Source organism: Sphingopyxis sp. LC81 (assembly GCF_000756375.1).
Classification (GTDB): Bacteria; Pseudomonadota; Alphaproteobacteria; order Sphingomonadales; family Sphingomonadaceae; genus Sphingopyxis.
Map to the genome: position 1 here is coordinate 84,937 of NZ_JNFD01000036.1, position 13,668 is coordinate 98,604.

Annotated in this window: 15 protein-coding genes; 8 read left to right on the plus strand and 7 right to left on the minus strand. The window is 65.5% G+C overall.

The window, feature by feature from the left end; translation table 11 throughout:
* The first annotated feature begins 193 nt into the window (after nt 1–193).
* Entirely contained in the window at nt 194–796 is a 603-nt protein-coding gene (gene folE, locus FG91_RS17650; RefSeq protein ID WP_037517572.1) for a GTP cyclohydrolase I FolE, read from the plus strand.
* Between the two features lie 13 nt (nt 797–809).
* On the opposite strand, the gene FG91_RS17655 is transcribed toward folE, so the two are convergent.
* From FG91_RS17655 to FG91_RS17680, 6 genes are all read right to left on the minus strand, one after another.
* Nucleotides 810–1,466 (minus strand): Fe2+-dependent dioxygenase, encoded by a 657-nt coding sequence (locus tag FG91_RS17655; protein WP_037517574.1) that lies wholly within the window; start codon nt 1,464–1,466, stop codon nt 810–812.
* The gene (locus FG91_RS17660) at nt 1,466–2,515 is read right to left on the minus strand and encodes a hypothetical protein (RefSeq protein ID WP_037517576.1); all 1,050 of its coding nucleotides are present in this window, start codon (nt 2,513–2,515) and stop codon (nt 1,466–1,468) included. Before FG91_RS17660 ends, FG91_RS17655 begins: the two co-directional genes overlap by 1 nt.
* Before the next feature lie 92 nt (nt 2,516–2,607).
* Entirely contained in the window at nt 2,608–3,231 is a 624-nt protein-coding gene (gene rplI, locus FG91_RS17665) for a 50S ribosomal protein L9 (RefSeq protein WP_037517578.1), read from the minus strand.
* A 13-nt stretch (nt 3,232–3,244) separates the two neighbouring features.
* Entirely contained in the window at nt 3,245–3,469 is a 225-nt protein-coding gene (rpsR, locus tag FG91_RS17670; protein ID WP_037517582.1) for a 30S ribosomal protein S18, read from the minus strand.
* An 11-nt stretch (nt 3,470–3,480) separates the two neighbouring features.
* Nucleotides 3,481–3,846 carry a 30S ribosomal protein S6 gene (gene rpsF / locus FG91_RS17675; protein ID WP_037517585.1) on the minus strand — a complete coding sequence of 122 codons (366 nt, stop codon included), beginning with the start codon at nt 3,844–3,846 and terminating at the stop codon, nt 3,481–3,483.
* Between the two features lie 158 nt (nt 3,847–4,004).
* On the minus strand, nt 4,005–5,393 hold the full coding sequence (locus tag FG91_RS17680) for a Mur ligase family protein (RefSeq protein ID WP_037517588.1): 1,389 nt from the start codon (nt 5,391–5,393) through the stop codon (nt 4,005–4,007).
* Between the two features lie 90 nt (nt 5,394–5,483).
* Here FG91_RS17680 and FG91_RS17685 point away from each other — a divergent pair, with 90 nt between their 5' ends.
* The 4 genes from FG91_RS17685 to FG91_RS17700 are packed head-to-tail and all read left to right on the plus strand — an operon-like array spanning nt 5,484 to nt 8,632.
* Nucleotides 5,484–6,311 carry an LD-carboxypeptidase gene (locus tag FG91_RS17685; RefSeq protein WP_037517590.1) on the plus strand — a complete coding sequence of 276 codons (828 nt, stop codon included), beginning with the start codon at nt 5,484–5,486 and terminating at the stop codon, nt 6,309–6,311.
* 44 nt (nt 6,312–6,355) lie between these two features.
* Nucleotides 6,356–7,294, plus strand: a complete 939-nt coding sequence (gene fabD, locus FG91_RS17690) for an ACP S-malonyltransferase (RefSeq protein WP_037517593.1) — start codon at nt 6,356–6,358, stop codon at nt 7,292–7,294.
* Between the two features lie 24 nt (nt 7,295–7,318).
* The gene (fabG, locus tag FG91_RS17695; RefSeq protein ID WP_037517594.1) at nt 7,319–8,059 is read left to right on the plus strand and encodes a 3-oxoacyl-[acyl-carrier-protein] reductase; all 741 of its coding nucleotides are present in this window, start codon (nt 7,319–7,321) and stop codon (nt 8,057–8,059) included.
* A 33-nt stretch (nt 8,060–8,092) separates the two neighbouring features.
* Nucleotides 8,093–8,632, plus strand: coding sequence for a hypothetical protein (locus FG91_RS17700; protein WP_037517595.1), 540 nt, complete (start codon nt 8,093–8,095; stop codon nt 8,630–8,632).
* 61 nt (nt 8,633–8,693) lie between these two features.
* On the opposite strand, the gene FG91_RS17705 is transcribed toward FG91_RS17700, so the two are convergent.
* Nucleotides 8,694–10,820 carry a TonB-dependent receptor gene (locus FG91_RS17705; protein WP_037517598.1) on the minus strand — a complete coding sequence of 709 codons (2,127 nt, stop codon included), beginning with the start codon at nt 10,818–10,820 and terminating at the stop codon, nt 8,694–8,696.
* Between the two features lie 194 nt (nt 10,821–11,014).
* Between FG91_RS17705 and FG91_RS17710 the strand changes: the two genes are divergently transcribed.
* The 3 genes from FG91_RS17710 to FG91_RS17720 are packed head-to-tail and all read left to right on the plus strand — an operon-like array spanning nt 11,015 to nt 13,547.
* Nucleotides 11,015–11,992 (plus strand): cysteine synthase A, encoded by a 978-nt coding sequence (locus FG91_RS17710; protein WP_037517680.1) that lies wholly within the window; start codon nt 11,015–11,017, stop codon nt 11,990–11,992.
* Nucleotides 11,989–12,387, plus strand: a complete 399-nt coding sequence (locus FG91_RS17715) for a hypothetical protein (RefSeq protein WP_037517600.1) — start codon at nt 11,989–11,991, stop codon at nt 12,385–12,387. The genes FG91_RS17710 and FG91_RS17715 overlap by 4 nt, the downstream gene beginning before the upstream one ends.
* A gap of 20 nt (nt 12,388–12,407) precedes the next feature.
* Nucleotides 12,408–13,547, plus strand: a complete 1,140-nt coding sequence (locus FG91_RS17720) for a Gldg family protein (RefSeq protein WP_037517602.1) — start codon at nt 12,408–12,410, stop codon at nt 13,545–13,547.
* The last annotated feature ends 121 nt before the right edge of the window (nt 13,548–13,668 follow it).

Here is a 13,668-nt window from a genome sequence, read left to right on the forward strand (position 1 = left end):
AGTTGACGAAAGCGTCAAGTGACTTGTTCGGCCCAAAAAAGGACGCGAAACCGCGCGTCTTGGAAAAGTGAAAAAGCCAAGATTCCGCAACGTAAAGTTGATGGGAGAGGACAATTTCTTCTTCGCCGGCCCTTGCTTATCGTCGCATTCGCCCCGAAATGTGCGACATGAAGGCAACAGTGAAAGCGGGGCGATGAGCGACAACGGACAAGAGTTGGGACCGGACGGCAAGGTGGTGGTCCCCGACCATGTCGCAGATGCCGTGCGCACGCTGATCGAGTGGGCAGGCGACGATCCGGCGCGCGAGGGACTGCTCGACACGCCGCGCCGCGTCGCGCGCGCGTGGAAGGAATATTGTTCGGGCTATGCCGACGATCCGGCGCTCCACCTGTCGCGCACCTTCCAGGAGGTTGGCGGGTATGACGAGATCGTTCTGCTGCGCGACATTCCGTTCCAGTCGCATTGCGAGCATCATATGGCGCCGATCACGGGCAAGGCCTCGATCGCTTACCTGCCGCGCGACCGTGTCGTCGGCATTTCGAAGCTGGCCCGCGTGCTCAACGGCTTTTCGCGGCGGCTGCAGGTGCAGGAGCGCCTGACCGCCGAGGTCGCGAAATGCATCTGGGACAATCTCCAGCCGCACGGCGTCGCGGTCGTCATCGATGCGCAGCATGGCTGCATGACCGGGCGCGGCGTGCGTACCCCGGGCGTTGGCATGGTGACGAGCCGCCTGCTCGGCTGTTTCCTCGAGGACCAAAGCAGCCGCAAGGAAGTGCTGAGCCTGATGGGCTATTGATGGGCGGGCGGGCTTAGCGCCGCCACATCCGCAGCAGCTGATACTGGACCGCCTGCAGCCGCGTGAAGTTCGCGGGTTCCATTTTGCTGCCCTCGATCGCGGCAATCTCGTTCAGTTCGTACATCAAATTCCGGTGCGCGACGTCGGGGATCAGGCTCTGGATGAAGGTGATTGCGACGAGCCGCTCGCCGCGCGTCACCGGTTCGACCTCGTGCAGCGTGTGCGAGGGATAGACAACCGCGACCCCTGGCGCTTCCTTGAAGCGCAGATCGGCATTGCCGAGCTGCACATGTAGCGCGCCGCCGTCATAATCGGCGGGATCGTTCAGGAAGATAGTGCAGCTGACGTCGGTGCGCAGCTGGCCGTCGGGCAACGGTATATAGGCGGCATCGGGGTGCAGCCCATAATGCATCCCCGGCGTGTACCGCGTCATCAACGGCGGCGCGATCCGCGCGGGAAAGGAGAACTCCATGAAATCGGGGTTCTGCACCATCGCATCGAGCAATATCTTCGACGAGCGTTCATAGGCGCCCGCGTCGTGAAGTTGCAGGTTGTTCTTCACTTTCGAATGCGGGTTGCTGATCTTTCCGTCGACGAACTTGCCACTGGCGGCAATCTCGCGCAGCGCGCGGACCGCGCCATCGTCGAGCAGCTGGACGAGCTTGAACATTATACGCTTTCCTGGTCGCCGTGGATCGGCAGGTCGCCGAGGCTTGTATAGCGTGCGGCGAGCGCTTCAACCCACGCGATCGCCTCGGCGATGGCCGGCGCATTCTCGGCGGCGGCCTGCGCCTGCAACTCGCGGCGCAGATCGGGGCTGTAGCCATGCTCGGGCGCCTTTGAATATTGGCGCATGACGGGGCCGGCGAGCGCGGCGTCGATCCGCGCAGCATCGACCGAAAGCCCAAAATGCCCGCACTGCGCGGCGAGTGCGGCGGCGGGATCGGCCAGCACCGCCTCGAAATCGGCCCACAGATGCCGCGGATCGCTGCGCGGCAAGGTCCGCTGTGCCGTCGCCATCTCGCAAAGCCAGCTCATCGCGACGCGCGTCACCGGCGGCAACTGCCACAATGCGAACGGGAAATCGGGCAGCAGCGCGGCTAGGCGCGCCATGCGTGCCGGGGCTTGCGCCAGCGTCTCGGCCATCGACGCCTCGCCGGCCAGGATCGTCTCGATGTAGCGTGCGAGCGGGACGTAGAGGAACAGCGCGCGGCCATCGCCGCCCGTCAGGTGGTCGGCGATCGCTGTGATCACGCTCGATGCCTTCACCATCGCACGCTGGCCGGGAGCAAAACCGCGGCCCAGCCATCCGACCGCTTGGGCAAGGCGCCCGCGGTAAAGTTCGGGCGACCAGACCGACTCGGGCCGGTCGATCCGCTCGGCGACCTGCGCCAATGTGCGGAGCAACATCGGCTCGCGCAGCGGCAGCACGTCGCTCGCCTCGGCCAAGAGACGCGACACGAGCGTCGATCCGACATGGCCGATATGGAAGATGAAGTGCGGCGCAGGCGCCGCGGCACCCAGGTCGGGCAGGGCGTCCCAAGCCATCCACTCGCGCCCGATGCGATCGGTGAGCAGTCGCTGGTCGAGGAAGCTTGCGGCGCGATAATCGGCCTCGGTCAGTAATGCGATCAGCAGTCGGTCGTTCGCAAGGTCCACCATATGCGGCAGCAGGCTCGCATCGGTGGCAAAGCGGCGCTGGAAAGGATCATCGGCCATCGCCGAGCCATAGGAAAGGGCGGGCCATAAGAAAAGGGCCGCGCTCCCTTTCGGAAACGCGGCCCTTTCAAAAGGCTTTGGCCAGAAGAAGCTTAAGCTTCTTCGGCTTCGTCCGCAGCAGCTTCGGGAGCGAGTTCCGAAGGCGGCGTTGCGTCTTCGAATTCGTCTTCGCTGTCGGGTTCCAGTGCCGTGGCGACTGCCTCGGCCTGTTCTTCCTCGAACATCGCCGCGATGACGTCGATGCCCTGCTTCTGCATTTCGGCTTCGTCGGGCGAACGTGCGACGTTGACGCCGACAGTCACGACGACTTCGGGGTGCAGCTTGACCTTGACGTCGACCAGGCCGAGCGACTTGATCGGACGTTCCAGTTCGACCATCGATTTGCCAATGCCTTCGACGCCGTCTTCGGCGAGCGCGTCGACGATGTCACGGACCGAAACCGAACCATAAAGCTGGCCGGTGTTCGATGCCTGACGGATCAGGACGATCTGCTTGCCGTTGATGCCGCTGGCGCGGCCCTCGGCGTCGGTGCGACGTTCGGCGTTATCGGCTTCGATCTTGCCGCGGTTCGCTTCGAACAGCTTCTTGTTGGCGTCGTTCGCACGAAGCGCCTTGTTGTTCGGCAGCAGGTAGTTACGGGCAAAGCCGTTCTTGACGGTGACGACGTCGCCGATACCGCCCAGTTTCTCGATGCGTTCGAGCAGGATGATTTCCATCGGTCAGCCCTCCTTACTTCACAATGTAGGGGAGCAGGCCGATGTGGCGCGAGCGCTTGATCGCTTTTGCCAGCTCACGCTGCTTCTTGGTGGACACCGCGGTGATCCGCGACGGGACGATCTTGCCACGCTCCGACAGGTAACCCTGGAGCAGACGGACGTCCTTGTAATCGATGACCGGTGCGTCCTTCTGGCTGAAGGGGCAGGTCTTGCGGCGGCGGAAAAAGGGTCGTGCCATGGTCGTTATCCTTATTCTTCGCCGTCGCGGTCACGGCCGCGGCCGCCACGACGTTCCTGCTTGCGCATCATCACCGACGGACCCTTTTCGAGTTCGTCGACCTTGATGGTGAGCCAGCGGATGATATCTTCGTTGATCGCAGCCTGACGCTCGATCTCTGCGATCGCTTCGCCCGACACTTCGGCCGACAGCATCACATAATGACCCTTGCGGTTCTTCTGGATCTTGTAGGCGAGCTGCTTGAGGCCCCAGGTCTCGGTCTTGTGAACCGTGCCCTTATATTCGCCGATGACGTTGGTGACGGTTTCCGCCAGCGCGTCGACCTGAGCCTGGCTCAGGTCCTGACGCGCGATAAAAACATGCTCGTAAAACGGCATGATGCGCTTCCTTCGATTTGGCCGATCGCTGGTTCCGCGCCAATCGCGAAACCCCTCCGGCTGTCGTCAAGCTTTACGGATTGGTGCAAAGCAAACGGGGCGATGGCAACGTGGCCTCGCCCCGAATGAGCGCGCCTATACAGATTCGCGAGAAGAAATCAAGCGCGGACGGCCAGCTTTTCCAACAGTTCGCGCCCGAATTCGGTGAGCGTGTCGTCGCGCGCGCCGAGGATGAGGATGCGGTCGCCCGCTTTGGCCTCGTCGAGCATCGCGGCGCCGCATGCCGCGCGGGTGGTCAGGTGCACCGCATCAGCGCCACCAGCGACGATGTCGGCGACCAACGCCTCGCTGCCGATGCTGCGGTCGACCGTGCCGCCGAAATAGACGGGGTCGCAGACGAACAGCCGGTCATCGGGGCGCATACCGGCCGCGAAGCTCGCCGCCAGTTCCTTGCCCATCTGGCGCAGCGGGCCATAGCCGTGCGGCTGGAAGAAGAGCAAAGCGCGGCCGGGCAGTTCGGCGACGGCCGCCAGCGTTGCGGCCACCTTGTCGGGGTTGTGCGCGAAATCGTCGATCACGGTCACGTCATTCGCTTGTCCGAGCACCTCGTAGCGGCGCGCAAGGCCGGCGAAGTCCGCCAGCGCCTCGACCGCCTGTGCGACGGTCGTGCCCGCCGCGTGGGTGGCGGCGATGGCGGCGAGCGCGTTGGCGGCATTGTGGCGGCCGGGCATGCGAAGCTTGACCCGATAGGCGGTGCCATCGGCATGGACGGCGAAGCGGCAGCCGTCGGGCAGCGCTTCGAAATCGCTGCCGCGGATCGTCGCCGCGTCGTCGAAGCCAAAGGTCACGACATTGTGCTCCGACCGCAGCGGGGCGGACTCGGCATCATCGGCGTTGACCACAGCGACGCGGGCTTTCGCGGCAAAATCGCCGAAGAGCTGGTGCAGTTCGGCGAGGCTTTTGTGATCGAGGCTGATGTTGGTGATCACCGCGACATCGGGCCGGTAGAGCGCGATCGATCCGTCGCTTTCGTCGACTTCGCTGACATAGATCGCGGCGTCACCCACCAGCGCGCTGGCAAAGGGCCTGTCGTCGCCCGAAAAATTGCGCATCACCGCGCCGTTCATCACGGTGGGTTTCCGGCCCGCACTTTCGAGGATCCAGCCGATCATCCCGGTGACGGTCGACTTGCCGCTCGTCCCGCCGACGCCGATCGCGTTGTCGGCCGCGTTGAACAAGGCGGCATTCAGATCGGCGCGCGTCATCCGCGGCAGGCCGAGCGCATTGGCCGCGGCGATATCGGGAACGCTGTCCTCGATCGCCGCCGAGGCGACGAGAATCTGGCCGGCTTGGGGCCCGCTGCCGTCCTGCGGGAAAAAGGCGATGCCCTGCTGTTCCAGCCACGCGAATTTTTCGCGCGTCCGGCCCTGGTCGCGGCTGCGATCGGACCCCGAAACCGCGTCGCCGCGCGCCGCGACGATCATCGCGAGCGGCAGCATCCCCGACCCGCCGATGCCGCAGAAGAAATAGGATTTGTTTTCGGCCATCGCGGCGCGATATGGCTTTGACGAAGGCTTTGCAACCGCACCCGCCGCAATAACCGCTCGTACCGGGCGGATCGAGGAATCAGCCAGTCCATGCGTATCGGCATTGTTGCCCCGTCGACCCCGATCCTGCCCGACGATGCGGAGGCGGTGCGCGCGCTCGCCAGTCTCGGCTACCCCGACGTCGAACTCGTCTTTGACCCGCAATGCTTCGCCGTCCACGGCCATTTCGCCGGCGAGGACGGCCACCGCTTCGCCGCGCTTGTCGAAATGGCGAACCGCCCCGACATCGACGCGGTTTGGTTCGCGCGCGGCGGCTATGGTGCATGCCGGATCGCCGAGGATGCGGTCGCGGCGATGACCGACGCGGCGCGGGCCAAGGCGTTCCTCGGCTATTCGGATCAGGGCAATCTGCTCGGCGCGCTCTATCGCGAGGGGTTCGACCATGTCGCACACGGCCCGATGGTTGCCGACATCCGCCGCGAAGGCGGCGAGGCGGCGGTGCTGCGTGCGCTCGACTGGCTCGTTGCGCGCGATCCGGCGGCGTGCGAGCCGGGCCTGCAGCACGGCGCGCGCCATGCGGCGTTCAACCTGATGACGCTGTCGATGCTGCTCGGCACCCCGCTCGAACCCGATCTTTCGGGCCATGTCGTGCTGGTCGAGGAGGTGAGCGAATATCTTTACGCCTTTGACCGCGCCTTCTTTCACGTCGCGACCTATCTGGGCCCGCGCGGGCTGGCGGGGTTGCGGCTGGGGCGCGTCGGCGACATTCCCGAGAACGACCGCCCGTTCGGGATGGAGGCCGACGAGATCGCCCGCGATTGGTGCCATCGGGCCAGCATCCCCTGGCTCGGCCGCGCGGACATCGGCCACGACGCGGCGAACAAGGTCGTGCCCTTCGGCTTGCATCGCGCGGGGTGAAGGAATAGGCGCGCGGTAACGAATATCACCGCAGGGGACGCATCATGCGCGCATTTATTTTTCCGGGTCAGGGCAGCCAGGCCGTCGGCATGGGCAAGGCATTGTCGGACGCTTCGCCGGTCGCGCGCGAAGTGTTTCAGGAGGTCGACGACGCGCTCGGCCAAAAGCTGTTCCAGCTGATGAGCGAAGGGCCGGCGGAAGATTTGATGCTCACCGAAAACGCGCAGCCGGCGATCATGGCCAACGCCATCGCGACGCTGCGCGTGCTCGAAAAGGAAGGCGGCGTCACGCTGTCGGCCAAGGCCGATTATGTCGCGGGCCACAGCCTTGGCGAATATAGTGCGCTGTGCGCCGCGGGCGCGTTCGACCTCGCGACCACCGCGCGCCTCCTCAAGACGCGCGGGCAGGCGATGCAGGCGGCGGTGCCCGTCGGCGTCGGCGCGATGGCCGCGCTGATCGGCGCCGATATCGAATCGGCGCAGAAACTGGCCGATGCCGCGGCCGAAGGCGAAGTCTGCACCGTCGCGAACGATAACGACCCGACGCAGGTCGTGATCTCGGGCCACAAGGGCGCGATCGAGCGGGCGGTCGCGCTGGTCAAGGATTTCGGCATCAAGCGCGGGCTGCTGCTGCCCGTCTCGGCGCCCTTCCATTGTCCGTTGATGCAGCCCGCGGCCGACGCGATGGCCGAAGCGCTTGGCGCAAATCCGCCCGCGGCGCCGTTCGTGCCCGTCGTCGCCAATGTCACCGCCAGCCCGGTCAGCGATGCCGACACGATCCGCGACCTGCTCGTCCAGCAAGTCACCGGCCGCGTCCGCTGGCGCGAAAGCGTCGGCGCGATGGAGAGCATCGGCGTCGGCCAGTTCGTCGAATTTGGCGGCAAGGTCCTCTCGCCGATGGTCAAGCGCAGCGCGAGCGAAGAGGTCGAAACGGTCAGCGTCATCTCGATGGACGACATCGAAGCGTTGCTCAAGACGCTCTAAGATTCAGATTTCAGGAGACTAAATATGTTCGATCTCACCGGCATGACCGCCCTTGTCACCGGCGCTTCGGGCGGCATCGGTTCGGCCATAGCGCAGGCGCTCGCGGCGCAGGGTGCGCGGCTCGCGGTGTCGGGTTCCAACGCCGACAAGCTGAACGCCTTTCGCGACACGCTCGGCGGCGATCATGTCGCGTTGCCGTGCAATCTCGGCGATGCCGCCGCGGTCGATGCGCTCGTCCCCTCGGCGGTCGAGGCGCTCGGTCAGCTCGATATCCTCGTCAACAATGCCGGCGTGACGCGCGACAACCTGATCATGCGCATGAAGGACGAGGAGTGGATGGACGTCATCCGCATCAACCTCGAGGCCAATTTCCGCCTCGCGCGCGCGGCCGCGAAGCCGATGATGAAGGCGCGGTTCGGGCGCATCATTTCGGTCACCAGCGTCGTCGGTGCGACGGGCAATCCGGGGCAGGCCAATTATGCCGCGTCGAAGGCGGGCGTCACCGGCATGACCAAGGCGCTGGCGCAGGAACTCGCAAGTCGCGGCGTCACCGCAAACTGTGTCGCACCGGGCTTTATCGCCACCGCGATGACCGACGACCTGCCCGACGCGCAGAAGGAAGCGCTCAACCAGCGCATTCCGGCCGGCCGGATGGGTGCTGGCGACGATATCGCTGCCGCCGTCGTCTATCTGGCGTCGAAGGAAGCGGGCTATGTCACCGGTCAGACGTTGCATGTGAACGGCGGGATGGCCATGCTGTCCTGACGGGTCGCACCTAAAGGGCGGAAGGATTCGTCGATGCATAAGGGTCTGATCGCGGGCGTTGCGCTGGCTTTGGCGATGCTGCCGGGCGCCGTCCGGGCGCAGGAAGGCGAGAAGTTCGATTGCGTCGTCACATCGGTTACTGATGGCACCAGGAACTCGATCGGCGCCGCGATGGCGGGTGGCGGCGACGAAGCATCGCGCGAGGCGCTGTTCAAACAGCTGGGCGCGGTTGCCGACGATTGCGTGACGCGCCATGGCATCACGGCCGAACAAAAGGCCGTTTATTTCGACTACAGCCTTGCGCGCATTTCGCGCGAATGGCTGATGGGCGACATCGCAAAACTTGGTCTGGCGAGTGTGGTCGTCGACAAGGCGCTCGATTTCGGTCCCGGCGGCGCGAACCCCGATCTGTCGGGCGACATGACCGAGGATCAGATCATGAAGATCGTCCAGGCCTATATCGAAAGCGGCGTCGACATCGAAAAGGTCGACGGCGTCGCATGGGAAAAGGTCGGCGCCTATGCCGCCGCGACCTCGATCTACTGGAACAAGCGCAAGCAACTCGCCTTCTGAATCCGAACGGGCCGGATCCGGCTGAACCGGACCCGGCCCTCGGGACGAGCGGAGAGAGGGGTTAGAAGCTCGCCCGGGCTGTCAGCCGGAAATCGCGTCCGGCCAGTGGCACATAATCCTTGGTAAAGCTCGCGTGGCGGCGTGCTTCGACGTCGAAGATATTGTTCGCCGACAGGCTCAGCGTCAGATTCTTCGTATCGGGAAGTGGGCGCCAGCTGATCGAGGCGTTGACCAAAGTGAAGCCGTCGGTCGGCGTCTCGAACTGCGCGACGCGCGTCTGGTCGTCGGTCCATTCGACCTCGACGCGCGCATCGACGCGTTCGCCTTGCGCCTCGAGGCCCCCCAGCACGCGGAGCGCGGGGATGCGGGGCACGTTGCGGTCGAGGCCAGCATTCTTGATCTTCGCGCGCGTCATGTCGGCGGTGACGTCGCCGACGATGTTGAACCCGCCGATCTGCGCCAGCCGCGCGCTCGCTTCGGCCTCGAAGCCATAGACGCGCGCGTCGCGCTGGAAATACTGGAAGACGGGCAGCTCGTCCTCTTCCGCTCCGGTAGCGGCAGAATAGATGAAATTGTCGAACCAGTTCGAATAGCCGGTCAGGCTGAGGTTGAACGCGTCGGTTTTGATCTTGAATGAGGCTTCGGCGCCCCAGTTGGATTCGCGCTTGAGGTTCGGGTCACCAAGCTCGAAGCTCTGCGTCGCGATGTGCGGACCGTTCGACAGCAGTTCCTCGGCCGACGGCGCCCGCACCGCCCGCGATACCGAAACGCCGAATTTCGCGCCTTCGAAGATATCATAGGTCGCGCCGAGTGCGCCCGAGAAGCTGTCGAAATTACGTTCGAAGCCCAGCGTCTGCGCCCGCACATTGGTCTTTTCATAGCGCGCCGCGGCTTCGAGGCCGAGCGGGCCCATCGTATATTCCTGCAGCGTGAAAAGCGCGAACTGGTCGGTCAGGTTGCGCGGCACGAATGCCTCGGCGCCGACCGCATCGAAGTCGCGGTGGCTGTACTGCACGCCGCTCGCGCCGCGCCAGCCGCCGCGGTCGTTCTGCGCCAGCTCGATCCGGCCTTCGACGCCCTGGTTGGTGAAGACGGTGCCGACCTCGTCGCCTTCGAACTCGGTGTGCTTGTAATCGGCGAAGCCCGCACGGATGCGCAGCTTGTCGAAGAAGCCGTCGCCCAGCTCGACCTCGCCGCGCAGGTCCGCGCGCCACTGCTTCAGGCCGATGGTGACGGGGCCTTCGCCATGCTCATGGCCGCCTTCTTCTTCCTCGCCGCCATGATCATGCGCGGTGTTGGGGCGATCGGGCACGCCATAATTGGTGTCGTAATAACCGATCGAAATGCCGAGCTGCCCGCCGTCGTTGATCAGCGAGATGCCGCCGCCGGCGGTCCAGGTTTCGCTCTGTGTGTTGTCGATCTTGCCGCGCTTGCCCGCCTGTGCGGTCAGTTCGGCCGCTTCGTCGAGATGCCCGTCCTCGACCGCATGTTCGGCCAGGTGGAGCAGGTCGCCGCGAATATCGGGGGCATAGACAAAGCCGCCGCTGCGCGTGTCGCCCGTCTTGCGCCAGCTGCCGTCGAGATGCGCGACGATCTGCGGGCTCAGCGCGACGTCGATCGAGCTGCCGATGTTGCGGTCGTTCGCCGCGGTCGCATAGCCGCCGATCGCGTCGATATGGACATGGTCGGCGGGGACTTTCCTCGGAATGCGGCGGTCGAACATGTTGACCGCGCCGCCGATCGCCTGGCTGCCGAACAGCAGCACCGCGGGGCCGCGCAGGATTTCGATGCGCTCGACGGTCAGCGGGTCGATGGTGACCGCATGGTCGGCGGAGGTGTTCGACGCGTCGATCGACCCGATGCCATCGGTCAGAACGCGCACGCGTTCGCCCGAAAAGCCGCGAAGGACGGGGCGCGAAGCGCCGGGGGAAAAGCTCGTGGCCGATACGCCGGGCTGACGTGTCAGCGTGTCGCCGATCTGGCCGCGGATATCGCGAGCCAGCTCGTCGCCTTCGAGCACCGACACATTGCCGAGAATGTCGAGGCTGCGAACATAGGGTGCGGTGACGACGATCGGTCCGCCGGCGTGCACATCGTCATCGCTGCTTGCTGCTGTGCTGTCTTGCGCAAAGGCGGGGGCGGCGAGGAAAAGGGCAAAGGTAAAACCGGCAGAGCAAAGCAAACGCATGAGGGGAGAGTCCTGTTGTTATGGCGACCTGTCGGCGCACCCAGTAATGATATACTGTTACAATCGCAACCCTTGACGTGACGGCCGGCTGTCGTTCGTCGGACGTCGATGCCCGTTGGTCGACAAAGGCCGAACATTGGCAGGGCAAGCGAAGCTGTCTTGCGGGGCTGCGGGCGGCGCCCTAGATCATGCGCATGACTATTGCTGCAAACAGCCTCGACCTCATCGGCAACACCCCGCTGGTGCTGCTCAAGGGGCCGAGCGAAGCCACCGGCTGCGAAATCTGGGGCAAGTGCGAATATGCCAACCCCGGCGGATCGGTGAAGGACCGCGCCGCGCTCTATATCGTCCGCGATGCGGAGGCGAACGGCAGTTTGCGTCCCGGCGGGACGATCGTCGAGGGGACCGCAGGCAACACCGGCATCGGGCTGGCGCTCGTCGGCAATGCGCTCGGCTACAAGACGATCATCGTCATGCCCGACAACCAGAGCGCCGAGAAAATGGCGACGATCCGCGCTTTGGGTGCCGAGCTGGTGCTCGTGCCGCCCGCGCCCTTCGCCAACCCCGGCCATTTCGTCCACACCTCGCGCCGCATCGCCGAGGAAACCGATAATGCGATCTGGGCCAACCAGTTCGACAATATCGCCAACCGCAAGTCGCACATCTTCGGCACCGCCGAGGAAATATGGGAGCAGATGGACGGCCGCATCGACGGCTTCACCTGCGCGGCGGGCACCGGCGGCACGATCGCGGGAACCGGGCTGGGGCTGAAGGCGCATGATCCGGACATCGTCATCGCGCTCACCGATCCGCATGGCGCGGGGCTCTATAACTACTACCAGTGCGGCGAACTGCGCGCCGAAGGCAACAGCGTCGCCGAAGGGATCGGTCAGAACCGCATCACCGCCAACCTCGACGGCGCGCCGATCGACACCCAGTTCCGCATCTCGGATGCCGAGGGGCTCGCGGTGGTCCGCCAACTGCTCGATGAAGAGGGGCTGTGCCTCGGCCTGTCGTCGGGGATCAACGTCGCCGGCGCGATGGCGCTCGCGCGGCAGCTGGGTCCGGGCAAGCGCATTGCAACCATCCTCTGCGACAGCGGGTTTCGCTATCTCTCGACGCTCTACAACCCCGAATGGTTGGCGAGCAAAGGACTGGAGACAGCTGCATGAGCGTGCGGATCGAAATACCCTCGCCCCCCAAAGAGGCGCCGCCGCCACCCGCCACCGCGCCCGTCAACGACACGATGCGCCGCTTGCAGATCGGCATCGCCGGGGTGCTCACGGTGCTGCTGCTCGTCGGCATGGCCGGGTTGATCGGCGATCGCGCCCGGGAAAGCGCGGCCGGAGACGCGACGGCTGCCGCCGAAATCAAGATGCCGGGAGAGGAGGAGAAAACCAGCGGCGCGCCGCTCGAGGAACTGGGCGTCCAGGCGGTGTCGCCCTCGTCGAAGGATGAAAATGCCGCGACGCCGGTGAAGGTGCCGCAGGCGACGCCACCATCGTCGACCGTGCCTGACCTCGAGCCCGATCCCGCACTTCAGCGCGCGCGCCAGTCGAACCAGTGACGGCGGCATCGCGCCGGCCCATGCTGCGCGCTTTTATAATTGCCGCCACGATAGCTGCGCTGGCCTGGGTTGCGGGCGGGCAGGCACTGCTTGGCCGCATCGATCCGGCGCTCGCGGTCCCGTTGCTCGCGCCGCCGATGCTGCTTTTGGCCTGGTGGCAGCGCGGCGAGCCCGTCGCGATGCGGCGTCGCGCGTGCCTGCTCACCCTCGCGCTTCTGGCGATAACGCAGGCTTCGCTCGGCATCATGCTCGCCGGATCGGCGGCGGGGTTGCAATTGCTCCTCGCGATCGTATCGGCTGGCATCGCGGCCTGGCTTGCGGATCGGATCGTCCAGTGGCGCAGCCGGTTCAAATTGCTGCCGTGGCTCGCCGGATTTTTGCTCGTGGCCGGCTGGTTCGGGGCGGGGCACGCGCTGCTGGCGGCCCTCTATCGGCCCGCGTCGGCCTCGGCGGATGCGCCCGCCGCCACCATGCTCACCGGCCTGCCGCTGCGCTGGTCTGCAAGCCCGAGCATCGCGGCGATGATTGCCGAAGGCACGAATGACGATCCGGCGCTCGCGCGGCTGATCGCAGCCGGGCCGATATCGCTCGTCGACAGCCTCGCCGATCATGTGCCATCGCCGGGCGGGGCGCTGCTGATCGCGCATCCGCGTGCGCTGGCGCCGCAGGAGCTGGTCGCGATCGACGCGTTCGTGCGCGGCGGCGGACGTGCGGTCATACTCGCCGATGCGCTATCGGGCTGGCCGGCGCGCCATCCGCTCGGCGATCCGCGCAACGCGCCGGTGACGAGCCTGCTCACGCCGCTGCTCGACCATTGGGGTGTGACCTTGGCCGCCGCGCCCGCGCAGGAGAGCATGGCGTTGCCGGTCGATGTCGACGGTGCGCGTCTTCGCCTGTTCAGCGCGGGACGCCTCGATCGCCTGCCGCAGGCGTGCCGTGTCTATGCCGATCGCCGCGTTGCGCATTGCCGGATAGGGCAGGGCGAGGTCTGGCTGGTGGGCGATGCCGACCTGCTCTTTGCACCGCTATGGCGTCCGCTCGTTCCGGGCGCACATCACCTGCGGCAGGCCGACACGATGGAATGGCTTTCGGTCCGTCTGTGGCGCGGTGCCGGAAACAGCTTTCTGCATCCGCTCTGGATTCGCGCCCGCGCCGCCTGAGTCGGGCGTATCCGCCCTAATTTACCCCGATCGAAGCATGTCTCGCGGTGCCGCTGTGCGCCGTGGGACCGGTATTTACCCAATTCGGAGGTCTTTTTGCGGTAAATGGGGGTTAGATTCC